The organism is Variovorax sp. 3319 (assembly GCF_031456585.1).
In the GTDB taxonomy this organism is placed as follows: Bacteria; Pseudomonadota; Gammaproteobacteria; order Burkholderiales; family Burkholderiaceae_C; genus Variovorax; species Variovorax paradoxus_P.
On record NZ_JAVDUZ010000003.1, the window covers coordinates 307,826 to 332,773 of the forward strand.

Below are 24,948 nucleotides of genomic sequence, written 5' to 3' on the forward strand. Positions count from 1 at the left end.
GGTGGATGGACGGTCAGAACTTGGGAATGCGCAGCGTCTTGCTGATCATCAGCGTGCCCGACAGCGCAAAGAGCAGGCTGAGTGGATGCAGCTGCCATGGGCCGAGCGTCCACGCGCCGCCCCACACCGCATCGCCGATGCGGCCTTGCCAGGCCGCCCAGGCCAGCACGCCCACAAGCACCACGCTGGTGGGGATAGGCGTACCTTCGAAGTACTTGACCTTGTCTGCGCCCGCGGAAAGCGCTTCGGCCGTGACGTTGTAGCGCGCGAGCCGGCTTACGCCGCAGCCGACGAAATAGATCAGCAATACGCAGTCCCAGCCGCCGTCCAGCCCGGCCGCAAAGGCCAGCGCGGCGGGCGCCACGCCGAAAGAAATCACGTCGGCCAGCGAATCGAGCTCGCGCCCGAGCGCGGAGTGCGTTTGGCGCCAGCGCGCAATGCGCCCATCGAACACGTCGAACACAAAAGCCGCAGGCGCCAGCGCTGCAGCCCAGAGAAACTGCGCAAGCGACTGGCTTGCCATGAAAGCCATCGCAAGGAACACCGCGCCCACGCCGCATGCGGCGTTGCCGAGCGTGAACACATCGGCCAGGTGAAAGCCGCGGATCATCGAAAAATGCTTGCGGGCCGGTGCGGAAGAGGGGGTGGTCATGGGGGTGCTTCGGAGTCTGCGAATGCACCGCACCTTAACGCAAGCGGGGCCCCTTGCCTGTAGTCGGCATCCGACTCCGGAGGGCTGGCCGGGGTTCGATCCTGCGTTACACCCGATACAGGCGAGACGCGGTTGCATCGCCTGGCGCTGGAACCTGCGCAATCGCGCTCCTACGATTGCCTTCGTTCCATTCACTCAGCTCGAAGACAAATGAAATCCTTTGCCAATCGCCGCATCTTTCTGCTTGCCGCATCTGCGCTGCCGCTGGCCAGTGCCTGTACCGCCTGGTCCGCAAAGGCGCAGCACGCCGCATCGGCAGAAGCACAGCTTGCGGCGCTCGAAAGCTCCGTGGGCGGGCGGCTCGGCGTGGCCGCGCTCGACACCGGCAGCGGCGCGCGCGTGCAGCACCGCGCCACCGAGCGCTTTCCCCTGTGCAGCACCTTCAAGACCATGCTGGCTGCAGCCGTTCTTGCGCGCAGCACGCGCGACGGCAGCCTGCTCGAGCGCCGCGTGCGCTACGGCAAGAGCGACTTGTTGCCCAATTCGCCCATCACCGGCAAGCACCTTGAAGAGGGCATGACGGTTTCCGCAATGTGCGCCGCCACCATCCAGTACAGCGACAACGCGGCGGCCAACCTGTTGATGAAGATTCTCGGCGGGCCCGCCGCGGTGACCGCGTACGCGCGCTCCATCGGCGACCAGGCCTTCAGGCTCGACCGCTGGGAGACCGAACTCAACAGTGCCATTCCGGGAGACCTGCGCGACACGACCACCCCCGAGGCCATGGCCGCCAGCCTGCAGCGGCTGGTGCTGGGCAATGCGCTCGGTGCGGCGCAACGCAGCCAGCTCGAGACCTGGCTCTTGGGCAACACCACCGGCGCCGCCCGCATTCGCGCCGGTGTGCCGGCCGACTGGAAGGTGGGCGACAAGACCGGCCTGGGCTCCTACGGAAGCAACAACGACGCCGGCGTGCTGTGGCCGCCGTCGGGGGCTCCGCTGGTGCTGGCGGTTTACCTTACCTTTCCCAAGGAGGATGCGCCGGCCCACAACGACGTCATCGCGTCGGCGGCGCGCATCGTGGTGAACGCACTGCGGGGCTGAGCCCGAGGCTTATTCTTCGCTCGTCCACTCGACCTGCACGCCCAGGCTGCGCAGGTTTTCGACGAAGCGCGGGTGGGCGCGCCGAATGGGCGCCGCATTGCGGATTTCGGACCGGCCCTCGATGCTGGCCGCAACCATGAAGAGCGCAATGGCCACGCGAATGATGTAGGGGCTCTCGACCACGGCCGGCGTCAGCGGGCTGCCGCCAAAGCTGATGAGCCGGTGCGGGTCCGACGAGAACACGTGGGCGCCGAACTTGGACAGCTCGCTGGTCCAGCCCAGGGCGCCGTCGTACACCTTGTTCCAGAACATCGCATTGCCCTGGGCACGCACGCCCAGCGCAATGAAGATGGGCAGCAGGTCGACCGGAAAGTAGGGCCACGGCGCGGCCTCCACCTTGGTGAGCACGTTGCTCGTGAAGGGCGTTTGCACCTTCAGCGGGCCGGTGCTGGTGGCGCGCGACCAGCCGTCTTCGTGCGTGACCGTGACGCCGAACTTGGCGAAGGTGCGGTCGATGAGCGGAAAGTTTTCAGGCGCGCTGTTGCGCACGACCACATCGCCACCCGTGATTGCGCCCAGCGCCAGGAAGGTGGTGATCTCGTGAAAATCTTCGTCGAAGCGGAACTCTCCGCCGCCCAGGGCATTGCCGCCGTGCACCGTAAGCCGCGAAGTGCCTATGCCCTCGATGCGCACGCCCAGCATCGTCATGAAGCGGCAGAACTCCTGCACATGCGGCTCTGAAGCGGCATTGGTGAGCGTCGACGTGCCCCGGGCCGCCGCCGCGCACAGCACGAAGTTTTCGGTTGTGGTGACCGATGCGTAGTCGAGCCAGTGCTCGGTGGGCGCAAGCGGCCCTTCGCAACGCACGAGCAGCGAACCGCTGGCGCGCTCTACCTTGCCGCCAAAACGGCGGAACACGTCCACATGCGGATCGATTTCGCGCACGCCCAGCGTGCAGCCCTTGACGTTGTCTTCGAGCCGCGCAATGCCGAAGCGCGCCAGGAGCGGAGGCACCAGCATGATCGACGAGCGCATTTCCTCGGGCAGCCGGTCGCGTGCGGCGTCGAACGCGGTGTCGCGGTGGTGCAGCTCCAGCGTGCCGGTGGCGTGGTCCATGCGCGCTTCGCTGCCCAGGCTGCGGAAGATGTCGAGGATCTTGCGCACGTCGGTGATGTCGGGCACCCCCTGCAGCCGCAGCGGCTCACGCGTGAGGAGCGTGGCGCACAGCACCGGCAGCACGGCATTCTTGTTGGCGGAAGGGGTAATGCGGCCGCGAAGCGGCGTACCGCCGTGCACGATGAGATTGGACATGGGGATACGAAAGGCGGAAACGGGGCGGAAAAAACGGAGCGGTAACGAACCGGCGGATGAGTGCCGGAACTTTACCCGCCGGGCGCCCCAAAGCGTGGAGCGCGCAAGTGAACTATTCCGCGTTCAGCTGTTCTGCCACTTCGCGCCGGCCCAGGCCCCGAACCGATGCGAGGCCCTCCAGCTGTGCCTTGCGCGGGCGCGCCTTGCCTTGCTCCCACTTGTAAATGGTCTGGCCGGTAACGCCCACCAGCTTTCCGTAAGCCGCCGCCGAGAGGCCGAGCTTTTCGCGGTGCGTGGCAAGGCGCGTGGCGCTGAATCGGCGGGACGGGCCCGATTCGGAACCATCGTCCGAGTCACCCGCGGGGGAGCCGCTCGAGGACGTTTTCAGCGCGCGCCGCAACTCCTTCTCCAGTTTTTCGACCTGACGGCGCAGCGCGGCAATGGAGGCACGGTGATGCGTGGAGGCTTTTTTCAGCGTTTCGATCTCTGTGCGAACTTCCTTGCGGGCAACACGGGAAATCTCGGCTTTGAGGATGGAGGCAATATTTGGCATGGGGGCATTTTGCACACCTTGCGCGAAGCCGGATCGGCAAGTAATAAAAAAGTGCCAGTTTTCTGCTGCGGCGCAATAGGTGGCCAAGCGGCAGGCGGCGGGCGTCAAAGCACGAACCACCCCACCGATACGAAATGGCTCGCCGTGCCTGCAAGCACGAACAGGTGCCAGGTGCCGTGCGCATGCCGAAACCCCCGGCGGTTTCGGTAGAACACCGTGCCCACCGTGTAGAGCACGCCGCCGGCCAGCAGCCATGCCAGGCCGCCGCCGTCGAGCCGGGCAGCCAACGGCGCAGCGGCCAGCACGCCGAGCCAGCCCATGCCGATGTACAGCGCCAGCGGGGGTTTGGAGGCCGCGTTGTCCCCCTGCAGCAGCTCGCGCCCGATGCCGAAGAATGCGGCGCCCCACACCGCAGCCATCAGCACCCAGCCCCAGGCGCCCTGCAGAGTAACGAGCGCGAAAGGCGTGTAGGTGCCGGCAATCAGCAGGTAGATGGCGCAATGGTCGGCCCGCTCCCAAAAGCGCTTCAGCCGCCCGCGCGTGCTGTGGAACAGCGTGGATGCGGCATACAGCGCCACGGCCGAGAGCGAGAACACCAGCGCGCCGGCAATGCGCGCGGCGTCGCCGGTGGGCAAGGTCTTGGCAAGAAAAAGGACGGTGGCCAGCAGGGCAAGCACCAGGCCCAGCAGATGGCTGTACCCATTGAGACGTTCGCCGGGGTACATCGCGTGGAGTGCAGCAGTCTTGGTCGGGAAGAGAAGGCAGAGGCCAGTGGATGCTAGGCCGCCCTCATGACCGCACAGTGACTCCGCTCGTCGTTCACCCGGCCGTGCCGAAGCGCTCCGCATAAAGCTGCGCGATCCAGTCGATGAACACCCGCACCCGCGGCGACAGCTGGCGGTGGTGCGGATAAAGCACCGAATAGACCATCGGCGGGCAGGGCGCGTGCGGCAGTATCTCGACCAGCGAGCCATCGCGCAGCTGCTTCTCCACGCTGAAGCGCGGCACCTGGATGATCCCGCAGCCCTGTTCGGCGCAGGTCTTGTAGAGGTCGGCGTTGTTCACGCTGATCCAGTCTTTGAGCATGTATGTCTCGAGCTTGCCGCCCACGAGGAACTCGTAGGGAAACACCTCGGGCCGCGACGCCGAGAAGAAGTTGACGCCCAGGTGCTGCGCAAGATCGGAAGGCTGCGTGGGCGTGCCGTATTCGGCGAGGTAACCGGGGCTTGCGCAGGTCACTTGCGGCAGCAGTGCCAGGCGGCGCGTGACGAGCGATGAATCCTTCGGCTCGCCCGCGCGCACCACGCAGTCGACGCCCTCGCGCAGCAGGTCCACCAGCCTGTCGCCGCTGCCCATGACAAGCTCTATGTGCGGATACCGCTCGTGAAACTCGCGAATGCGGGGCAGCACGATGGCCTGCGCGGGCGCGCCGTGAATGTCGATGCGCAGGCGCCCCCGCGGGTTGACGGCCAGCTCCGACAGCGAAGACTCCGCGTCCTCGAGTTCGCGCAGCAGATGGCGGCAGCGTTCGTAGAAGGCCTGGCCGTCGACCGTGGTGCGCACCTGCCGCGTGGTGCGCTCCAGCAGGCGCACATGCAGCCTTGCCTCCAGTTCCTTGATGGCGTGCGTGGCGGTGGCACGCGGAATGTCCAGCGCGGCCGCAGCTTGGGTAAAGCTGCCCAGATCGACGATGCGGGTGAACAGCTGCATGGCGTCGAAGCGGTCCATCGGTTCCCTCGATTGTTGAGTCTCGTTGAATTGTATTGGCGGAATTTGCGTATTTATTCGCCCCGGCAGAACAGCGAGACTTTCAGTCCACCCTTCCGGAAGGCCAAAAAGGAAAGCTCCGATGAACCAACCTCTGCAACACGCGACAGGCCCGGTGCCTGCTTTCAGTGGCTTCAACTTCAACCGCCGCACATTCATGATGACCACGGCGGTGGGCGCGGGTGCCGCTGCTTCGGCCGGTGCAAGCGCAGCCCCGGAAACCGGCGGCACAACATCCGCCGCCGCAACGGGCGCGCAGGAGACCCGCGTCATCATCAACGGCAAGCACCACCAGCTGAAGCTGGAGGCGCGCGCCTCGCTGCTCGACGTGCTGCGCGAGCAGCTCGGCCTTACGGGCGCCAAGAAGGGCTGCGACCATGGCCAGTGCGGTGCCTGCACGGTGCACGTGGACGGCCGCCGCGTGGCCTCGTGCCTCACGCTTGCCGTAAAGACCGACGGGTGCGCCGTCACCACCATCGAAGGCATCGAGTTGCCCGACGGCACGCTGCACCCCATGCAACAGGCCTTTCTTGACCACGATGCGCTGCAATGCGGCTACTGCACGCCCGGCCAGGTCATGGCTGCCATTGCCTGCGTGCGCGAGGGGCACGCCACCAGCGAGGCGCAGATCCGCGAATACATGAGCGGCAACATCTGCCGGTGCGGCGCCTACGCGGGCATCGTCGAAGCAATTCGCGAAGCGGCGCCGCAAGTGCTGCGCATGGAAGGCCGCCTGGAGGGCAACCGCCATGCATGACTTTGCCTATCTCCGCCCCCGCAGCACCGGCGAAGCCGTGCACCTGCTGGCCCAACACCAGCCCGGCGCGCGCTACTTCGCAGGCGGCACCACGCTGTTCGACCTGATGAAGCTTGGTGTTGAAGCGCCGGCCACGGTGATCGACATCACCCGCATCGAAGGCCTGCGCCAAGTAGACACCGCAAGCCGCGCCGAACTGCGCATCGGTGCGCTCGCCGCCATGAGCGACGTGGCCGAAAACGCCGTGGTTCAGCGCGAATTCCCGGCCCTGTCGGAATCGCTCTGGAAGGCTGCCTCGCAGCAATTGCGCAACATGGCGACCGTGGGCGGCAACCTGCTGCAGCGCACCCGCTGCGCCTACTTTCGCGGCGGGCCCGAATTCGCGTGCAACAAGCGCGTGCCCGGCAGCGGCTGCGCGGCAATGGGCGGCCAGAACCGCGGCCATGCGGTGCTTGGCGGCAGCGAAGCCTGCGTGGCCGTTTATCCCGGCGACTGGGCGGTTGCGCTGGTGGCATTCGATGCGCTGGTCGACACTGCAAGCCCGCGCGGCGAGCGCACGGTGCCCGTGCGCGAACTGCACCGCACGCCGGGCACCACGCCGCACCTGGAAACCGTGCTTGCGGCCGACGAGCTGATCGTGCGCATTCGCATACCGCGCGGCCGCATAGGCCGGGGCTCGACGTACCACAAGATCCGCGACCGCGAGTCCTACGCCTTTGCGCTTGCCTCGGCGGCCGTTGCACTGGAGATCGAGAGCAACCGGGTGGTCGATGCGCGCATTGCGCTGGGCGGCGTGGCCACGCACCCGTGGCGTGCAGAGCAGGCAGAGCGCAGTCTCGTCGGCCAGCCGTTCACGCGAGCGGCCGCGCGGCGTGCCGCCGAACTTGCCTTCGAGGGCGCAAAGCCGCTTGAGCACAACGCATTCAAGGTGGCGCTAGGCATCGAAACAGTGACCGATGCGCTGATGCTGGCCAGGGAAAGGAACTGAAGATGGCAACCAACTTCAAGACAGCCAAAAAGAGCACGCCCCGCGCGGGTGCCGAGCGTGTGGACGCGCGCGACAAGGTGCGCGGCGCCACGCGTTATGCGGCAGACGATGCGCGCGCCGGGCTGCTGCACGCTGCGCTGGTGCCTTCGCGCATCGCACGTGGCACCGTCACCGGCATCGACACCGCCGCTGCGCAGCGCGTGCGCGGTGTTCGGCAGGTGTTCACGCATGAGAACGTCGGCGCGTTCGACACGGGCGGCTTCCTGATGGGCGGCGGCTTCGGCTTTCAGAGCTTCTATCCGCTGCGTTCGCCGCAAGTCGCCTACCGCGGGCAGACCGTTGCCATGGTGGTCGCAGACACGCTGGAGGCTGCTCGCGAGGCCGCGGCACTGGTGGTCGTGACCTATGAGGCCGCTCCTTTCGTTGCCACCATCGATGCGCCCGATGCCCGGCCTCAGGCGCAATCGGCACTGCTGCCGCAACCCATGTTTGCCGACCGGCGCGCAGGCGATGCGGAGGCCGCGCTCCAGGGGGCGGCATTCACGGTGGACGCGTCGTATGAATTGCCGACCCAGCACCAGAACCCGATGGAAATCATCGCGACCGTGGCCGAGTGGAGCGCCGACGGCGTGCTGACCCTCCGCGAGCCCACCCAGAACGCCGAAGGCGTGCGCCACGGCCTCGCCAAACAGCTTGGCATCGAGCCCGCCAAGGTGCGCGTGCTGTCGCCCACCGTGGGCGGCGGCTTCGGCCAGAAGAACTCGCTGCAGTCGCACACCGCGCTGGTCGCAATTGCAGCGCGCACGCTGGGCCAGCCGGTCAAGCTCGTGCTCTCGCGCAGCCAGCTCTTCCACAACGCGAGCTTCAGGCCCGCGAGCCGCCACCACGTGCGGCTGGGTGCCGACAGCAATGGCAAGCTGACCGCGGCCATCCACGAGATCGACCAGCAGACCTCGCAGCATGACCTTTTTCCGTCGAGCGGCACCGAGATCACATCGCGGCTCTACGGCATCGGCAACTTCCTGGGCCGCGAGCGGCTCGTGCGCACCGATGTGCAAACGCCCGGCTACATGCGGGCACCGTTCGAGCATCCGGCCGCCTTTGCATTCGAAAGCGCGGTCGACGAGATGGCCTACGCGCTCGGCCGAGATCCGGTCGCGTTCCGCCTGGCAAACGATGCGGCTGTCGACCCGATCAGCGGCAAGCCTTTTTCATCGCGCCATTTGGCCGAGTGCCTCGCCATGGGAAGCAGCAAATTCGGCTGGGCACGCCGCACGATGGCGCCGCGCTCGATGCGCGCGCCCGATGGCAGCCTCATCGGTTGGGGCGTGGCGGCGGGTGCCTACAAGGCGGCCATTGCGCCGGCCGTTGCCAAGGTGCGGCTCGGCGCTGACGGCACCGTGAGGGTGGCAGTGGGCGGGCACGAAATGGGGCAGGGCATTCGCACCGCCATTGCATTGACGGTGGCGCGCACGCTCGGCGCGCCGGTGGCCGCGGTGGAGATCGTTCTGGGCGACACCACCGCCGCGCCGCAGCACCTGACCGCCGGCTCCTGGGGCACGGCCACCGCACTCCCGCCGGTGCAGGAGGCCGCCCAGCGGCTCATGGAAGACCTGCGGCAGAACGCAGGCGCGGCCACAGCCGCAGGTGATGCGAATGGCGCCACCGCGGGGGCGTTGCTGCGCGCCTCGGGCCGCCCCTTTGCCGAGGCCGAAAGCCGCATGCGCGCGCCGGGCCAGCCCGAGCAGGTGTTCGGCCGGCTTACCGGTGGGCTGCCCGCAGCGGCCGGGCCGGTGTATCCGGATTTCGTCGCCTTCAGTTTCATTGCGCACTTTGTCGAGGTGCGCATCGAGCCGACCACGCGCCGCATTCGGGTGCCGCGCGTGCTCAGCGTGGCCGACTGCGGTACGGTAGCGAGCCCGCGCACCGCGCGCAGCCAGGTCGAAGGCGGCGTGGTGTGGGGCATTGGTGCCGCATTGCGCGAGGCGAGCGAGGTCGATGCGCGCTACGGCGGCTTCATCAACGCCGACCTTGCGGAATACGTGCTGCCTGTTGCCGCGGACATCGGCCGCATCGATGTCGACTTTGTCGGCAAGCCCGACCCACGGCTCAACGCGCTGGGTGTGAAAGGCCTGGGCGAAGTGGCCATGGTGGGCGTGGCGCCCGCCATCGTGAATGCGGTGTTTCATGCCACGGGCAAGCGGCTGCGCCGGCTGCCGTTGCGGCTGGAGGACTTGCTGGAGGGCTGAACCTTCGGGCTACTTGCCCGTCGTGCCGAACGAGTTGACATGCACCTCGACGATGTCCACGAACTCCGGCAGCTCCAGCAGGAACTCGGGGTCGCGTGCCAGCGGCGCCACGCGCAGCGGATCGCCACGCTGCGCATGCATCGCGTGCATGTGCTCGATCGATCGCCAGTAAGACACCGTCCTGAATTCGGCCGTGTCGCCGTTCAGCTTGCGAAAGTACTGCACGCCCAGGCACTCGGGTTTCTTCGCGATTTCCTGGATGCCGTGCTCGAAGCTGTAGCGCAGGTATTCGTCGGCCCGCGCAATGGGCGTGCGGCCTTGCCACACGCGTCCGATCAAAGGGGTGGCGAGCAGTTTGCAGTCGACGGACATGGGTGCTCCTTTTTCTGGATGACGACAAGACAAACGGCACCCCGCGTGCCGTTGTTGTCCATCGAAAAGACTGGAACTCGCGCCTGAACGGGCGCGTAGGAATCCTTCGCCACCGCCTGCAAGCGAAGGCAGGGCGCTCAGCTTTCGAAGGCGCCCTGTAGCGTGCGCGCCAGCTCGGCCGCGAGTGCCTCGCGCTGCGGAGCGGGGCGCCAGAAGCTGCGCGTTGCCACGCCGGTCGATTGCCACTCCGGGTGGCTGCGCGCCGGCCTGGCAGCGCGAACAGCGGCCGCCGTTGCGCGCGTGGGTGCTTCTTGCGTTGCGCTGGTTTCGGCGGCAATGCGCCCGGTGGCTGCATGCCCGCGCTGCTCCAGCGCGCGCGTGAGCTTCAGCTGCCATGCCACCAGGGCGAACAGCACGCCGTCTTCGACAGTGAGCTCATGCACGTCGCGCAGCTTGTTCACCAGCTTGCGCCCCAAGGGGCCCCAGCCTTGCGACACCGCACCGCCGATGGCGCCGCCCACAGCGGCGCCCGCGCCAAGCGAAATGCCGGCGACGGCAAGGTCTGCCACCACGCCCACCGCGGCGCCGATGACGGCACCCTTGCCAAGCCGCAGGCCCGCGTCCTTCATGGCTTCGGGGCTGAAGAAGTCCAGCGTCCAACGGCCTTCGACCAGCGGCAGGGGCGCTTCGCCGGCATCGTCCTGGCGAAATCCGTAGAGCGCGAGCAGGTCGTCGGTGCAGCGCTGCGCCTTGTCGAACACGTCTTTCTGCAGCGCGGCGATGAGTGTTTTGCGGCGGGCGCTGTCTGCAAATTCTTCTGCCGCCACCGTGCGGCGCAGTGCGGCGGCATCGACCAGCAACCCGGCGATGCGCACGCAGGCGGCACGGCGGCGTTCGGCGGCTTCGGCGGCCAGTGAATCCGCCACGCCTTGCAGCAGCTGGCGCCTGTCGCGCAGCAGCGTTGAAAGATCGCCGTACAGCTCGCGCTCGGCGCCGGTGAACGGGGCTGCCGCATCGAAGCGCACCTGCACGTGCAGGCCGTAGGCCGAGAGCAGCTCTTTCCATGCGGCTTCGCGGCTTGCCGCATCGCGCACAAAGTTGAGCACCGGCAGCACGGGCCGCGCGCAGGAGTTGAGCAATTCGATTTCGTCGCGAAACTTCGGCAACACCGGCTCGCGCACGTCGATGACCAGGAAAGCCGCATCGATGTCCAGCATGGTGCGCAGCACCTTGGCCTCTTGCTCGAACACGCCATGCGCCTCGGGGCCTTGCAAGAACAGGCGGATGCGCTCGGGGGGCGTTGCTTGCGGGTCGAGGCCGGCCAGGTGTTCGCGCAACGCCACCGCGTCTTCGAGCCCGGGCGTGTCGAAGAAACGAACGGCAACCTGGCCGTTCACTTCGAGGTCGGCCGATTCCACATGGCGCGTGGTGCCCGGGCGCTGCGACACCTCGCCGAAGTTCGCGCGGCGCGTGAGCGTGCGCAGCAGCGAGGTCTTGCCCGCGTTGGTGTGGCCGACAACGGCAATGCGGATGGCTTGCTGCTGCGTCATGGCGCCGCGCCGAGTTGCTGCAGCGCATCTTCGAGCCGATGTGTGGCCGCGATGCGCTGCAGGCCGGTAGCCTGCAGCCAGTCGATCCAGCGCTGTGCGGCGCCGACGGCGGAATCGTTCTGCACGCTCTTCACGTCTTGAGCCGGCCACAGGCGGCACTCACCGCAATGGGCCAGCACGTCGCGCAGAAAGCGCTCGGTGCCGCGGTCGGGGCTCGATGCCGCGTGGCACACCAGCAGCACCGCACGCGGGCGTGCCAGCGCCAACTGGTCGAGCAGGCTGCGGCGCGCGGGGGCGCTGCCGTCGATGCGCTGCACCTGTGCGGCGGGCAAGCCCGCGGGCGGCCAGGCAATGTCCGAAGGCAGCTCGAACCCGATGACGAACAGCGTGTCCTGCAGTTCCGAAGGTGCAAGCCCGGCAGGTGCAATGCCTGGTGCGCGGCCGGGGTCGGCATCGACGATGGCCGGCGGCGCGAGGGCGGCGAACCTGGCCGCCAGCTTGTGGTAGTAGGCGTCGCTCCAATCCGGATGCAGCGCTGCGCGGCGCCTGTGCCACACGATGGCACTCAGCAGCACCAGCGCAACGCGCGGCAGCAAGCCGTACACCACGATGCAGCCGGTGAGCCACAGCGCCCATGTGCGCTGGCCCGCTGCGCTGGGCGTGGCCGAGAGCACCGTTGCCGCATCGGGAACCGGAAAGCCCAGCTGTGCCGGCGCCCAGCCCAGCGCCTGTACCGCGCGCACAAAAAATGCGGGATCGAGAATCGTCGTTTCCCAGCTCAGCGTGTAGCTGCGAAACGCAAGCGCGAAGAGCAGCGCGGCCAGCACCACCAGAAAAGAGAGCGACCAGATGCCATGGCTCACGAGCCCGAAGGCCCAGGGCAGCAGCCTGGCACGGGTCAACAGCCCGGTGGCTGCGCGCACCAGCACCGGTGCCTGGCCCCGCTTGCCGCCGGCCACCCGTGCGGTGAGCGAGAGCCATATCCACCCGAGCGAGCTCGTATTGAACGAGCCGAGGGGGAGCCACAGGCCGGCCAGCCAGAGCAGCAGCGTGACGAGGTGAATGCCAAGCACGCTCACAAGCGCGACGATCACGTTGATGTGCCGCTCGCCGCCGCCGACCACATTGCCGGCGAGGCCCAGGCCCGCAACCACGACCAACGCTACCAGGCCGAGCAGAACCCATGGCCCCCACTGCCGGGCGCGTGCCAGTTCGGGTTGAAGGCCGATGCGCTCGCCGAGCTGCAGCGCACGCACGGTGATGCGTGCATGTGAGTCAGCTGTAAGGGAAGAGGCGGTGCGCATGGCTTGCGCATCGTCGAGTGGACCTTTCTCTTCGGTCCATCGGATCGCCTCGGTAATGACCGCGTCCGGAAAAGCAGATTCGCGCAACGCGGTGTTGGTCAACAGGGTCCCTTCGCAAGTGGCGCTCCGCGATGGCGGAAGGCGCGCAAATTATGCCCGGCGCGCTGCGAAGGAACTGATGAGAAAAAGGATCGCAATCGATCCTTTTTGTGGAATGTTATGGAACACCGCGGAACCGGCTCTGCCGGGCCGCAGGTGTTGCCCCCGGCGAAGGGGGCGGAGAGGCGGCACCAAGTGCGCGAAGCCTAGGGGATTGCCTGTCTTTAGCGAAGGCCGAAGAACGAAAGCACGGCCACGACAACCACGACCAGACCGACGATATAAATGATGGAATTCACGCGAGGACTCCTCGTTGTTGACGACAGCTTCAGCATCGGGCCTGAGGAGGCTGGTGACTGTCGGCGAGGGGCGGCCTGTGCTGTAGGACTCGCGAAGACCTGGCCGAGCGCATGCGCCCCGCCGGAACGCCGTCAGCCCGCGGACTTGCGGCGCGGTTCGGGGGCCAGTGCCTGCTCCAGCAGCCAGCGCATTGCCGAATGGATTTCGTGGGCGTTGGCCCCGGCATCTATCTCGAGTGCGGCCCGGTCGAACGCCGCCGAGAGCAGCCGCGCGAGCGCGTCGAGCGAAACCTCTCCCCTGCCCAGCCTGGCGTTCTCCAGCCCCTCGCGCAGCGAGTTGGCCGACGTGGCTGCGTCGATGGCCATGCTTTCTTCCAGGCCCAGCACGGCCGGCCCTTCGATGAGCAGCAGCCGCGTGCGGCCGGGGGCGGCCATAGCGTCCAGGTAGGCCTTGCTGCCCTGCAGCAGTGCCTCGCGCGGAGTCAGCTGCCGCGGCGTGGCCGCTTCGATGTCGGCCGCAACGGTTTCGGCTTCGCGCACCAGCACCTGCCTGAAGAGGTCGCGCTTGTCGGCGAAGTGGTGATACAGCGCGCCACGGGTGATACCGGCTGCAACAGCAATCTCGGGCGTCGAGGTTTCGCCGTAGCCCTTGCTGACGAACAGCGCGCGTGCGGCATCGATGAGCGCGAGGCGCGTGGCTTCGGTGCGCTCGCGGTTGGTTCTGGGCTGAGGGGAGGCGATCGGTTTTGGCATTTACATACAGACTGTTTGTAATTAATATCCAACTTACATTCAGTCTGTATGTTAATTGAAAGGTCCCTTGCGATGAAAGTGACGAGCTACTACCCGGTGATCATGACCAACGACGTGGCCGGAACGGCCAGCTTCTACCAGGCACATTTCGGCTTCGCGCCGCTGTTCACGAGCGATTGGTACGTGCACCTGCAACTGGCAGAACGGGCAGGGCAGCCATCGGTGAACCTTGCCGTGCTCGACGGCCGGCACGAGACCATTCCCGCACCGGCGCGCGGCCAGGTGGCGGGCGGCCTGCTGCTGAACTTCGAGGTGGACGACCCCGATGCGGTTCACGACCGGCTCGCCGCAGCCGGCTTGCCGATTCTTCTGCCGCTGCGCGACGAAGACTTCGGCCAGCGCCACTTCATTACCAGCGACCCGAACGGCGTGCTGATCGACATCGTCAAGCCGATTGCGCCGAGCGCGGAGTTCGCAGCGTTGTACGAGGCCGGCGCTTTGCCCACCTGAGCTTGGCTACGCCCGCAGCGCTTCGCCTTCGCCTTCGTCTTCCTCGAGCGAATCGCCCAGAAAACCGCCGCTCTGGTGCGCCCAAAGCCGAGCGTAAAGCCCGCCTTGCGCCATGAGCGAGCGGTGGTCGCCTTCTTCCACCACACGGCCTTCGTCCAGCACGATGAGCCGGTCCATCGCCGCAATGGTCGAGAGGCGGTGTGCAATGGCAATCACGGTCTTGCCTTCCATCAGCCTGTACAGGCTTTGCTGGATGGCGGTTTCCACCTCGGAGTCGAGCGCACTGGTGGCCTCGTCGAGCAGCAGGATGGGTGCGTCCTTCAGCATCACGCGCGCAATGGCCACGCGCTGGCGCTGGCCGCCTGAAAGCTTTACGCCGCGCTCGCCCACGTGCGCTTCGTAGCCGCGCCGGCCGGTGGCGTCGCCCAGCGTCTGGATGAAGTCGTGCGCCTCGGCGCGCTTGGCGGCGGCCTCGATCTGCTCTTGCGTCGCGTCGGGGCGGCCATAGGCAATGTTGTCTGCCACCGAGCGGTGCATGAGCGAGGTGTCCTGCGTGACCATGCCGATGTGGCTGCGCAGCGAATCCTGCGTCACATGGGCAATGTCTTGCCCGTCGATCAGGATGCGGCCGCTCTCCAGGTCATGAAAGCGCAGCAGCAGGTTGACCAGCGTCGACTTGCCCGCCCCCGAGCGGCCGACGAGGCCGATCTTTTCGCCGGGCCGCACCACCAGGTTCAGGTCGTCGATGACGCGGCGGCCCGCATCCGCATAGCGAAAGCTCGCATGCTCGAAGCGCACCTCGCCGCGCGGCACTTGCAGCACGCCGGCGTTGGGGGCGTCCAGCACGATGCGGGGGCGCGACAGCGTCTTCATGCCGTCCTGCACGGTGCCGATGTTCTCGAACAGGCTGGTCATTTCCCACATGATCCAGTGCGACATGCCCTGCAGGCGCAGTGCCATTGCAGTGGCGGCGGCCACCGCGCCCACGCCCACGGTGCCGTTCGACCAGAGCCACAGCGCAGTGCCGGCCATGCCGGCCGTCAGCCCCATGCTCAGCGCATGGTTGACGATTTCGAATGCGCTCACCAGCCGCATCTGCCCGTAGCCGGTGTACATGAACTCGCGCATCGCCTCGCGCGCAAAGCCGGCCTCGCGCTGCGTGTGCGAGAACAGCTTGACGGTGGCAATGTTGGTGTAGGCGTCGGTCACGCGGCCGGTCATCAGCGCGCGCGCATCGGCCTGCGCCTTGCCCACCTTGCCGAGCCGCGGCACAAAGTACATGAGCGAGGCGGCATACAGCACAAGCCAGACGATGAACGGCAGTACCAGCTGCACGTCGAGCACGCTCACCAGCACGATGATGGTCACCACGTACACGCCCATGGCTACTACCACGTCGGCCAGCACAAAAAGGGTGTCGCGCACCGCGAGCGCGGTCTGCATGACCTTGGCCGTGATGCGGCCCGCAAATTCGTCCTGGTAGAAGGCCATGCTCTGGCCCAGCATCAGCCGGTGAAAGTTCCAGCGCAGGCGCATCGGCAGGTTGACCGCCAGCGTCTGGTGCTTGACGATGGTTTGCAGCGCAACTACGCCAATGCTGATCACCAGCAGCGCGGCCAGCCACATCAGCGTGTTGCCGCGGTCCGCCCAAAGCTGCGACGGAACTTGCCCGCCAAGCCAGTCGACCACGCGTCCGAGCACGGCGAACAGCAGCGCCTCGAACCCCGAGATGGCCGCGGTGAGCGCCGCCATGACGGCCATCTTGAGGCGCAGGCCCCGCGTGCAGGCCCATAGAAAGGCGAAGAAGCCGGTTGGGGGAAGCGCCGGTTCGGCGGCGGGATAGGGGTGGAGCAGTTTTTCGAAGAAACGGAACAAGGCGTGCAGTCTCCAGGGAGAAGCTGCGACTTTATCCCGGGCCGGTATCTCCTTGCCCCGAAAGGGTGCGTTCCGTCGCCGCCGGTGGCTGGCCGCCCAGCCGTTCGCCCAGAAAATCGATAAAGCTGCGCAGCTTGGGCGCCATGTACCTGCGGCTGGTGTACACGGCAAAAAGCGTGACCGGATGCGGCGCATGGTCGGGCAGCAGCTGCACCAGCCGACCGGTGGCCAGGTCGTCGTCGACCAGCCATTCGGGCAAGAAGGCAATGCCCATGTCCGCGCGCACGGCATGCAGCGTGAGCGTGGTGTCGTCCGACCGCATGGCCGGCGTGAGCCGCAGCGCAAACATCCGTCCACCCGGCCCCTTGAGCGAAAGGTTGTCCAGGTTCACGTAGCTCGGCACGATGGCGCCGAGCCGCGCAAGGTCGGCCGGCAGCGTGGGGTTGCCGCCCATGCGGCGCAGGTAGGCCGGCGTGCCCGCCAGATAGAAAGGAACGCGGCAAAGCGGCCGCGCAATGAGCGCGGGAGAGGGCTCTTGCGTGGCGCGCAGCGCAACGTCGTAGCCGTCGGCCGCAAGGTCGACCTTGCGGTTTTCCAGGTGTATGTCGACCAGCACTTCAGGAAAGCGCTCGCGGTAGTCGGCCAGCACGCGCGCAAAGCGCGGCGTGGCACACCACACGGGCGCGCTCACCTTGAGCTGGCCTCGCGGCGCCTCGCTCTTCTGGCCGATGGCGGCTTGCGCGGCGTCGAGCAGGTCGAGCGCGCGCCCGCTCTGCTCGTACCAGGCGGTGCCGGCCTCGGTCAGGCTCAGGTGGCGGCTGGAGCGGTGCAAAAGCCGCGCACCCAAGGATTTTTCGAGCTGCGCCACATGCTTGCTGGCCATTGGCGGCGACATCGAAAGCCGCTCGGCCGCGGCCACGAAGCTGCCCGACTCGACGACCTCTCGAAACACGCGCAGGCTGGTCAGGCGGTCCATGCAAGGTTTCCTGTGAAGAAATGAACCGATGCATCGTAGCCTGTCGATTTCTTGGTGGGAAATGTCTACAGTCGATTCAACGCTTTCAAAGGAGCATCGGCTTGACCCACGACAACAGCACTTCGCGCCTGCCCACGTATTTCATTTCGCACGGCGGCGGCCCCTGGCCCTGGATGAAGAAGGAAATGGGCCCCACGTACGACCAGCTGGCCGCAGCGCTGGCCGACATGCCGCGCCAGATCGGGCGCAAGCCCGCCGCCATCCTCATGGTGTCGGCCCACTGGGAGGCGCCGGTCTTCACCGTGCAGGGCAACCCGCACCCGCCCATGATCTACGACTACGGCGGCTTTCCTGCCCACACGTATGAGGTGCGCTACGAGGCGCCGGGCTCGCCCCAGCTTGCGCAGCGCGTGCAGTCGCTCCTGGCCGAGGCCGGGCTGCCTGCGGCCATCGATCCCGAGCGCGGCTTCGACCACGGCATGTTCTCGCCCATGGCCGCCATGTACCCCGACGCCAGCGTGCCGGTGGTGCAGCTGTCGCTCAAGCGCGGGCTCGACCCGGCGGAGCACCTGGCGCTAGGCCGCGCGCTCGCGCCTTTGCGGGGCGAGAACGTGCTCATCATCGGCAGCGGCTTGAGCTATCACAACCTGCGCAACTTCGGCCCGCAGGCGCATGGCGTTTCGAAGGCGTTCGGCGACTGGCTCGACGACACCTCCGTGCACGCATCGCCGCAAGAGCGCGTGCAGCGGCTGCAGGACTGGGCTTCGGCCCCTTCGGCGCGCATGGCGCATCCGCGCGAGGAACACCTCATTCCGCTGATGGTCGCGGTTGGCGCGGCCGAGCAGGAAGCCGGTGAACGCATCTATCACGAGGACGCGTTCATGGGCGGGCTGGTGGTGTCGAGCTACCGCTTTGGCGCGGCCGCCAGCTAGAAGAACGGCCAATTGGCAGAATCGGGCGATGCCTTCCATCCCCGATTCAAATTCCACTCCAGAGCCAGACGCACAAGCCCGCCTGCTCATCGAGCGCATCGCCGCCACCGGCACGCGCCACGACGTGGTGCACGGCGGCGTGCGAGTGTGCTGGCGCCGTTTTGGCGCCGAAGAAGAAAGCACCGATCCGCCGCTGGTGCTGCTGCATGGCGGCCACGGCAGCTGGATGCATTGGCTGCGCAACGTCGATGCGCTTTCGGCCGGCCGCACGCTGTGGCTGCCCGACATGCCCGGCTTCAACGATTCCGATGCGCCGCCTCGCGCAGCGCCCGGTGAAGATCCGCTCGGCCCCTTGCTCGATGCGCTGGGTGGCTCGCTCGACCAGCTGATCGGCGCCGGCACACCCATCGACCTGGGCGGCTTTTCTTTTGGCGGGCTTACCGCAGCGCGCTTTGCGGTGCGCCGCGGCAACATCCGGCGCCTGGCGCTGGTGGGGAGCGGCGGCCACGGCACCATGCGGCGCATGGCAGTGCAGATGATCAACTGGCGCGCCGCACCCGATCGCGAAGAAGAACGTGCCGCGCTCCTGCACAACCTGGGCGCGCTCATGCTGCACGACAAGGCCGCCATCGACGCGCTGGCCTTCGAGATTCACGACATCTCTTGCCACGGCACGCGCTTTCGCAGCAAGGAGGTGTCGCAGGCGGGCGGGCTGCAAGCTGCGCTCGACACCATCGGCGGGCCGCAACTGCTGCTGTGGGGCGAGTACGACGTGACCGCCGATCCGCGTCCGCTGGTGGCGCAACTCACGGCCGGGCAGCCGCAGCGCGGAGGCGTGGTGATCGACGGGGCAGGGCACTGGGCGCAGTACGAGCGTGCCGATGACTTCAACCGGCTGCTGCTGCGCTTTCTGGCGTGACCCTTGGCCGACACCCCGCTATTGCTTCACCAGCCCGAGCTTGCGGATCATCTCGCCCCACTGGTCGTAGGTTGAACGGGTGAGTTCGGCCAACTGGGCGGGGCTCGATGACTCGGCTTCATAAGCGCCCTGGCGAAAGAAGTCGCGCGTGGCGGGCATCGCCAGCACCTGCGCGAGCGCCGCGTTGAGCTTGGCAACCACGGGCGCCGGCATGCGCGCTGGCCCATAGAAGCCCAGCCAGCTTGGCATGTCGACGCCGGCAACGCCCTGCTCGGTCATGGTGGGTACGTCGGGCAGCATTGGGCTGCGTTTTGGCGCGGCCACGGCCAGCATGCGAACCTTGCCGGTGGCGGTGTTCTGGATGGCGTTGGGCGCCGCATCGAAGTAGTACTGCACGCGGCCCGCGAGAAAGTCCTTTGCAGCATCGGCGCCGCCTTTGTAGGGCACGTGCACCACGTCCAGCCCCGCCTTCTGCGCGAACGCCTCGCCGTAGATATGCGACGAGGTGCCGGTGCCGAAAGACGCATAGCTCATCTTGCCGGGGTTGGCCTTGATGTAGGCCACCAGCTCTTGCACCGTGCGCGCCGGCACGCTCGCATGCACGGTCAGCACCAGCGGCCCGCGTGCGCCGAGCGAAATGGGTGTCAGGTCCTTGAAGGGGTCGTAGCGCACCTGCGCGAGCGTCTGCGGGTTTTGCGCCACCACGGAAGAGGGCGCGTACATCATCGTGTAGCCGTCGGGCGCGGCGCGAATGACTTCTTCGGTTGCCAGAATGAAGCTGGCGCCGGGCCGGTTTTCGACGATGACCGGTGTCTGCAGCACCTCGCCCAGCTTGTTGGCCACGAAGCGCGCCTGCGCGTCGGAGGCGCCGCCTGCCGCCAGGCCAAGCACGATGCGGATGCTGCGGCCTTTTTCGGGAAAGGCCGCAGGCTCGGCCGCGAACGCGCCGTACGGCACCGCGGTTGCGCCCAGTGCGATGCCAAGGCCCATCCACGCGGCAATGCGGCGGCGGCTGAACAAGACAGAGTGGTTCATTGCCTGGCCAACCCTACCTGCTGGACCATCGCGCCCCAGCGCTCGTAGCTCGAGCGCGTGACGCTTGCAAACTCTTCCGGCGTGGAGGCGCCGGCTTCGTAGCCGCCCGAGCGATAGAACTCGCGCACCTGCGGCATTGCCAGTACCTGCGCCAGCGCCGTGTTGAGCCTGGCGACCACCGGTGCGGGCATGTGCGCGGGGCCGTAGAAGCCGAGCCAGCTGGGCAGGTCGAGCCCCGTGACGCCTTGCTCGGCGAAGGTGGGCACGTCGGGCAGCGCGGCAATGCGCGCGTTGGCGGCAATCGCCAGGATTTTTACCTTGCCGGTGGCCGAGGTGATGAGCGCCGAGGATGCCGAATCGAACATGTACTGCACGCGGCCGCCGATCAGGTCCTTGGCCGCGTCCGAACCGCCCTTGTAGGGAATGTGCACCGCGTCGATGCCGGCTTTCTTCACGAAGGCCTCGCCGTAGATGTGCGACGAGGTGCCCGCGCCAAAGGAGGCGTAGCTCACCCTGCCGGGGTTGGCCTTCACATAGGCAATGAGCTCCTTCACGTTGCCGGCCGGCACTGTGGTGCTTGCCGACAGCACCAGCGGCCCGCGCCCGCCCATCGAAATGGCGGTGAAGTCCTTGAACGGGTCATAGGGCACCTGCGAGAAGGTGTGCGGGTTCTGCGCCATGGTCGAAGAGGGCGCGTAGAGCAGCGTGTAGCCGTCGGGCAGCGCGCGCGCCACCTCGCTCGCGGCGAGCATGGTGCTGGCGCCGGGCTTGTTGTCGACGATGACGCTGGTGCCCAGCACTTCGCCGAGCTTCTGCGCCACGATGCGCGCCTGCGCATCGGTGCCGCCGCCGGCGGTAAAGCCCACCACGATGCGTATCGGCTTGCCGCCGCGCACCGGAAAGTCTTGCGCCAATGCCATGGGCGCCAGGCCCAGGAGGGCCGCAGCGCCGAGCGCTGCGCCAAACGCACGGCGAGTGCCGCGAGGTTCCTTCATCGATGTCTCCGTTTATGAATGTTCTTCTTATATTGATTTAGAAATCCATAAAAATCCACATGATCTAGGGAATACCCCGAAATAGAGCGTTTTCATAGCTTTTGTATTTGACAAAATGAACATTGAAATCAAAATACGACGAAACAGCCCATCCAAGCCAATCATCCATGAAAACTGTCGTCCGCACCGACGAGCGCATCCTCAGCTCCGACATCTTCGACCGCGACAGCCGCGTCAAGCGTCCTGACCACGGCACCTGGGCAGAGCCCGGCAAGAACATTCCCGTCTATCACCGCTGCGGCGTGCTGGTGGTGGGCGGCGGGCCTTCGGGCACTGCGGCCGCCGCTGCTGCCGCGCGTGCCGGCGCCGACGTGGCGCTGCTCGAGCGCTACAACCATCTGGGTGGCCTTTCCACCGGCGGCCTCGTGATCTGGATCGACCGCATGACCGATTGGGAGGGCAAGCTGGTGATCCGCGGCTTTGCCGAAGAACTGTTCGACCGCCTGCCGGCCGACGCCATTGCCGGCCCCGCGCGCGAAGACTGGGGTTCGCAAGACGCGGCCAAGGCTGCCCACTGGTCGCAGCGCACGGCCGCTTATCACGGCGTGGTCACGTGGTCGCCCACCATCGACCCCGAGCGGCTCAAGCTCCTGTCGCAAGAAATCGTGCTGGAGCGCAAGGTCAAGCTCATCTATCACTCCTGGGCGGCCATTCCCATCGTGCAGGACGGCGCGGTGAAGGGCGTGGTCTTCGAGAGCAAGGAAGGCCGCATGGCCATCATGGCCGACGTGGTGGTTGACGCCACCGGCGACGGCGACCTGTTTGCGCGTGCCGGCGCCGCCTACGTGAACGACATCGAAGAAGCCGACGTGCACCACTGCATGAACACCTCGTGGCTCTTCGGCGGTGTGGACATGAACCGCTGGATCGAATTCAAGGCCGGCCAGCCCGAGGCGTTCACCGCATTCATGGCGCGCGGGCGCGAAGTGTGCGGCCTGTTCGAGCGGCCCTTCGTCTCGTGGCGCAACGACGTGGCGCTTTTCATGGGGCCGCGCCAGTCGGGCTATTCGGCGCTGGACGTGGACGACCTCACGGCGGTCGAAGTGCGCTCGCACCGTGCCATGGCCGCGCACCTGGACTACTTCAAGGCGCACGCGCCGGGCTTTGAAGATGCCTACCTCATGCTCAGCGCGCCGCAGATCGGCGTGCGCCATGCGCGGCGCCTTTCCGGCGTGGGCGCAGTGCTGCGCAGCCAATGGCCCGATGGCGTGGCGCTGGCCGACGAAGTGGGCGTGACGCCCGCGGTGTCGCCCAAGTTTCCGAACATCTCCATTCCCTATGGCGCGCTGGTGCCGCAGCAGCTCGACGGACTGCTGGCCTGCGGGCGCCACATCTCCTGCGACCGCAACTCGCACGGCTTCATGCGCGAGATTCCGCAATGCTGGATCACCGGGCAGGCCGCGGGCGTGGCGGCGGCGCTGGCCTCGCAGGGCGGCATCGAGCCGCGCCTTGTGGACGTGGGCGCGCTGCAGTCGGCACTGCTCGCGCAGGGCGTGTACCTGCGGGCCGGTGCCAGTGCCGCGCAGGGTGCAAATGCGCCGGTGGCAGCGGCCGAAGCCGGCGCCTGAATGAATGCCTCGCCATGAGCCCGTCCGACCTTGTCCGCGAGCCTCTACATTGCAGAGTCTTGAGTCTCGCAACGGGTTCTTCCATGTCCACTGAAAAAAACGACACCTCTTTTTCCGCATCGGAAGCCGCCGATGCACGCGCCGACCGCTCCGACACCGTGAGCGCGCTGGAGCGCGGCATCTCGGTGCTGCGCTGCTTCAGCGAAGAGCGCCCCGTGCTGGGCCATGCCGACATCGCGCGCATGACCGGCATTCCGCGCCCCACGGTCAACCGGCTGGTCGCCACGCTGCTTTCCATGGGCATGCTCAAGGCTGCGCAGGTGGCCGACCGCTTCATGCTCGGGCCTGGGGTGGTGTCGCTGTCGCGCGTGTTCCTGGGCAGCCTCGACGTGCGTGCCGCGGCGCGGCCCAGCATGCAGGCCATGGCAGAGGAGGTGGGCGCTTCGGTCTACCTGGCCATACGCGACGGCATGGAGATGGTGCTGATCGAGGCCTGCCGGCCGCGCTCGTCGATGCTTTCGGCGCGGCTCGACGTGGGCTCGCGTGCGCCGCTGGCCAATTCGGCTTTGGGGCGCGCGTACCTTTCGGCGCTGCCCGAAGCGCAGCGCAACCAGCTCATCGATTCGATGCGCCTGCTGCGCGGCCCCGAGTGGGACAGCATTGCGCCCGGCATGACGCGCGCCATCGGCGAAGCCCGGCGGCTTGGCTACTGCCTCTCGCTCGGCGAGTTTCACCGAGAGATCAATTCGGTGTCGGTGCCGCTCATCGGGCCCGACGGCGAAGTGATGTCGCTCAACGGCGGCGGCGCGGCCTTCGTGTTTACCGAAGAGCGGCTGCGCAATGAGCTGGCACCGCGCCTGCACGACATTGCGCTGACCATTGCACGCGACATCGGCGGGCATGTGCCCACGCCTACGCCTTCACCGGGTTAGCAGGCCCGGCGCGGGCCGGCCCCACGACTGCAAACACAAGAACGGAGACACAGGTCATGCACCTGAGCGATGAAGAAAAAGCCATGATGGACGGCCGGGACGGGCCGGCCGTGCAGAAGGCGATGGATCTTTTGATGCGCTACGGCGAGGCGCTGGGCGCCGAGCGGCTGGTCGAGACGCGCAACGTCTGCGCCACCATTACCTCGACCACTCCGTTCCAGCGCGACTTTGCGCTTGCCAAGGGCGGCGGCATGGATGCGGTGTTCTCCGAGTTCAGCCTCGACAGCCAGGAGACCGTCGAGATTCCGAAGTTCAAGGTGTTCACGAGCCACCTGCAGCTGGGCTTCGACCCCGGTCAGCCCGAACGCATGGGCGTGAGCGAAGAGATCGTCCAGTTCTACAACAAGAGCGAGCGCCATGCGGCGGGCCTTGGCGCGCAGATCATGAACACCTGCACGCCCTACCAGGTCGGCAACATTCCCACGCGCGGCGAGCATTGCGCGTGGATGGAATCGTCGGCCGTGGTGTATTGCAACTCGGTGCTCGGTGCGCGCACCAATACCGAAGGGCGCGAGAGCACCGGTGCCGCCATGCTCACCGGCCGCATTCCCTACTGGGGCTATCACCTCGACGAGAACCGCCGCGCCACGCATGTGGTCGAGCTCGACGTCGAAGTCGAATCGGTGCAGGACTGGGGCTTGCTCGGCTACTACATCGGCGAGCATGTGCAAGAGCGCGTACCCGTGGTTCACAGCAAGCGCGGCATCGCCCGCGTGCCCAACCTGCCGCGGCTCAAGCACTTTGGCGCGGCGGCCTCGTCTTCAGGCGGCGTCGAGATGTACCACATTGCCGGCGTCACGCCCGAGGCGCTCACGCTGGAACAGGCGCTCGGCGGCCGTGCGCCGCTGGAGGTGCTGCGCTATGGAGAGGCCGAGCGACGCGCCACCTACGAGAAGATCAACTCGACCGGCAAGGAGGCCGAGGTGCAGTACGTGATGCTCGGCTGCCCGCACTACACCATCGAGCAGATCTGGGAGGCCGCGCAACTCATCGAAGGGCGCAAGGTGCACCCGGATTGCGAGCTGTGGATCTTTACGCCGCGCGCCATCAAGTCGCTGGCCGACCGCAACGGCTACACGAAGATCATCGAGGACGCGGGCGGAATCATCATGTCAGACAGCTGCTCCGCCATGAGCCGCGCCGTGCCCAAGGGCACGAAGACCGTGGCGCTCGACTCGGCCAAGCAGGCGCACTACCTGCCCGCCATTCTTGGCGTGCAGGCGTGGTTCGGCAGCACGGCGGAATGCATCGATGCGGCGTGCACGGGGCGGTGGAATGGAGGTATGCAATGAGGCTCCGGAGTTTCTCCCTCCCCCTCCGGGGGAGGGCAG

The 24,948-nt window shown here is 67.0% G+C and carries 23 protein-coding genes; 10 read left to right on the forward strand and 13 right to left on the reverse strand.

What is annotated here, in order from left to right:
• Positions 1–13: 13 nt before the first annotated feature.
• Positions 14–652 (reverse strand): CDP-alcohol phosphatidyltransferase family protein, encoded by a 639-nt coding sequence (locus tag J2X67_RS08635; RefSeq protein WP_309952209.1) that lies wholly within the window; start codon positions 650–652, stop codon positions 14–16.
• 210 nt (positions 653–862) lie between these two features.
• On the opposite strand from J2X67_RS08635, the gene bla reads away from it, so the two are divergent.
• Positions 863–1,753, forward strand: a complete 891-nt coding sequence (gene bla / locus J2X67_RS08640) for a class A beta-lactamase (RefSeq protein WP_309952211.1) — start codon at positions 863–865, stop codon at positions 1,751–1,753.
• Positions 1,754–1,762: 9 nt separating this feature from the next.
• Here bla and J2X67_RS08645 read toward each other — a convergent pair whose 3' ends face one another.
• The 4 genes from J2X67_RS08645 to J2X67_RS08660 all read right to left on the reverse strand — a co-directional run bounded on the left by J2X67_RS08645 (position 1,763) and on the right by J2X67_RS08660 (position 5,345).
• On the reverse strand, positions 1,763–3,064 hold the full coding sequence (locus tag J2X67_RS08645) for a UDP-N-acetylglucosamine 1-carboxyvinyltransferase (RefSeq protein ID WP_309952212.1): 1,302 nt from the start codon (positions 3,062–3,064) through the stop codon (positions 1,763–1,765).
• Positions 3,065–3,176: 112 nt separating this feature from the next.
• The gene (locus J2X67_RS08650; protein WP_309952521.1) at positions 3,177–3,617 is read right to left on the reverse strand and encodes a helix-turn-helix domain-containing protein; all 441 of its coding nucleotides are present in this window, start codon (positions 3,615–3,617) and stop codon (positions 3,177–3,179) included.
• 104 nt (positions 3,618–3,721) lie between these two features.
• Positions 3,722–4,342 (reverse strand): PAQR family membrane homeostasis protein TrhA, encoded by a 621-nt coding sequence (gene trhA / locus J2X67_RS08655; protein ID WP_309952213.1) that lies wholly within the window; start codon positions 4,340–4,342, stop codon positions 3,722–3,724.
• A gap of 94 nt (positions 4,343–4,436) precedes the next feature.
• On the reverse strand, positions 4,437–5,345 hold the full coding sequence (locus J2X67_RS08660; protein WP_309952216.1) for a LysR family transcriptional regulator: 909 nt from the start codon (positions 5,343–5,345) through the stop codon (positions 4,437–4,439).
• A gap of 121 nt (positions 5,346–5,466) precedes the next feature.
• Between J2X67_RS08660 and J2X67_RS08665 the strand changes: the two genes are divergently transcribed.
• From J2X67_RS08665 to J2X67_RS08675, 3 genes are read left to right on the forward strand one after another with little or no spacing between them, the layout of a single operon-like run.
• Complete coding sequence (locus J2X67_RS08665) at positions 5,467–6,141, forward strand: 2Fe-2S iron-sulfur cluster-binding protein (RefSeq protein ID WP_309952219.1); 675 nt, start codon at positions 5,467–5,469, stop codon at positions 6,139–6,141.
• Positions 6,134–7,129: a xanthine dehydrogenase family protein subunit M gene (locus J2X67_RS08670; protein WP_309952220.1), complete on the forward strand. Its 996-nt coding sequence runs from the start codon at positions 6,134–6,136 to the stop codon at positions 7,127–7,129. Before J2X67_RS08665 ends, J2X67_RS08670 begins: the two co-directional genes overlap by 8 nt.
• 2 nt (positions 7,130–7,131) lie before the next feature.
• Entirely contained in the window at positions 7,132–9,378 is a 2,247-nt protein-coding gene (locus J2X67_RS08675; RefSeq protein WP_309952221.1) for a xanthine dehydrogenase family protein molybdopterin-binding subunit, read from the forward strand.
• A gap of 9 nt (positions 9,379–9,387) precedes the next feature.
• Here the strand turns inward: J2X67_RS08675 and J2X67_RS08680 are convergent, their stop codons facing one another.
• From J2X67_RS08680 to J2X67_RS08695, 4 genes are all read right to left on the reverse strand, one after another.
• Entirely contained in the window at positions 9,388–9,750 is a 363-nt protein-coding gene (locus tag J2X67_RS08680; RefSeq protein ID WP_309952222.1) for a hypothetical protein, read from the reverse strand.
• Between the two features lie 137 nt (positions 9,751–9,887).
• Positions 9,888–11,300 (reverse strand): GTPase/DUF3482 domain-containing protein, encoded by a 1,413-nt coding sequence (locus tag J2X67_RS08685; protein WP_309952224.1) that lies wholly within the window; start codon positions 11,298–11,300, stop codon positions 9,888–9,890.
• Positions 11,297–12,706 (reverse strand): DUF2868 domain-containing protein, encoded by a 1,410-nt coding sequence (locus J2X67_RS08690; protein ID WP_309952225.1) that lies wholly within the window; start codon positions 12,704–12,706, stop codon positions 11,297–11,299. The genes J2X67_RS08685 and J2X67_RS08690 overlap by 4 nt, the downstream gene beginning before the upstream one ends.
• Before the next feature lie 428 nt (positions 12,707–13,134).
• Positions 13,135–13,755 carry a helix-turn-helix domain-containing protein gene (locus J2X67_RS08695; protein ID WP_309952227.1) on the reverse strand — a complete coding sequence of 207 codons (621 nt, stop codon included), beginning with the start codon at positions 13,753–13,755 and terminating at the stop codon, positions 13,135–13,137.
• Positions 13,756–13,827: 72 nt separating this feature from the next.
• On the opposite strand from J2X67_RS08695, the gene J2X67_RS08700 reads away from it, so the two are divergent.
• Positions 13,828–14,265, forward strand: a complete 438-nt coding sequence (locus tag J2X67_RS08700) for a VOC family protein (RefSeq protein ID WP_309952228.1) — start codon at positions 13,828–13,830, stop codon at positions 14,263–14,265.
• Positions 14,266–14,271: 6 nt separating this feature from the next.
• Here the strand turns inward: J2X67_RS08700 and J2X67_RS08705 are convergent, their stop codons facing one another.
• The gene (locus J2X67_RS08705) at positions 14,272–16,140 is read right to left on the reverse strand and encodes an ABC transporter ATP-binding protein (protein WP_309952230.1); all 1,869 of its coding nucleotides are present in this window, start codon (positions 16,138–16,140) and stop codon (positions 14,272–14,274) included.
• 31 nt (positions 16,141–16,171) lie between these two features.
• Positions 16,172–17,116: a LysR family transcriptional regulator gene (locus J2X67_RS08710; protein ID WP_309952231.1), complete on the reverse strand. Its 945-nt coding sequence runs from the start codon at positions 17,114–17,116 to the stop codon at positions 16,172–16,174.
• Between the two features lie 101 nt (positions 17,117–17,217).
• On the opposite strand from J2X67_RS08710, the gene J2X67_RS08715 reads away from it, so the two are divergent.
• Together J2X67_RS08715 and J2X67_RS08720 are read left to right on the forward strand one after the other, a co-directional pair.
• On the forward strand, positions 17,218–18,048 hold the full coding sequence (locus tag J2X67_RS08715) for a class III extradiol ring-cleavage dioxygenase (protein ID WP_309952233.1): 831 nt from the start codon (positions 17,218–17,220) through the stop codon (positions 18,046–18,048).
• A gap of 28 nt (positions 18,049–18,076) precedes the next feature.
• The gene (locus tag J2X67_RS08720; RefSeq protein WP_309952234.1) at positions 18,077–18,967 is read left to right on the forward strand and encodes an alpha/beta fold hydrolase; all 891 of its coding nucleotides are present in this window, start codon (positions 18,077–18,079) and stop codon (positions 18,965–18,967) included.
• Positions 18,968–18,985: 18 nt separating this feature from the next.
• Here the strand turns inward: J2X67_RS08720 and J2X67_RS08725 are convergent, their stop codons facing one another.
• On the reverse strand, positions 18,986–20,002 hold the full coding sequence (locus tag J2X67_RS08725) for a tripartite tricarboxylate transporter substrate binding protein (RefSeq protein ID WP_309952235.1): 1,017 nt from the start codon (positions 20,000–20,002) through the stop codon (positions 18,986–18,988).
• On the reverse strand, positions 19,999–20,997 hold the full coding sequence (locus tag J2X67_RS08730) for a tripartite tricarboxylate transporter substrate binding protein (protein WP_309952238.1): 999 nt from the start codon (positions 20,995–20,997) through the stop codon (positions 19,999–20,001). Before J2X67_RS08730 ends, J2X67_RS08725 begins: the two co-directional genes overlap by 4 nt.
• A gap of 167 nt (positions 20,998–21,164) precedes the next feature.
• Here J2X67_RS08730 and J2X67_RS08735 point away from each other — a divergent pair, with 167 nt between their 5' ends.
• From J2X67_RS08735 to J2X67_RS08745, 3 genes are all read left to right on the forward strand, one after another.
• Entirely contained in the window at positions 21,165–22,625 is a 1,461-nt protein-coding gene (locus tag J2X67_RS08735) for an FAD-dependent oxidoreductase (protein ID WP_309952240.1), read from the forward strand.
• An 83-nt stretch (positions 22,626–22,708) separates the two neighbouring features.
• Positions 22,709–23,557: an IclR family transcriptional regulator gene (locus J2X67_RS08740; RefSeq protein ID WP_309952242.1), complete on the forward strand. Its 849-nt coding sequence runs from the start codon at positions 22,709–22,711 to the stop codon at positions 23,555–23,557.
• A gap of 56 nt (positions 23,558–23,613) precedes the next feature.
• A complete protein-coding gene (locus tag J2X67_RS08745) occupies positions 23,614–24,909 on the forward strand; it encodes an aconitase X catalytic domain-containing protein (protein WP_309952245.1) in 1,296 nt (431 codons plus the stop codon).
• Positions 24,910–24,948: the final 39 nt, after the last annotated feature.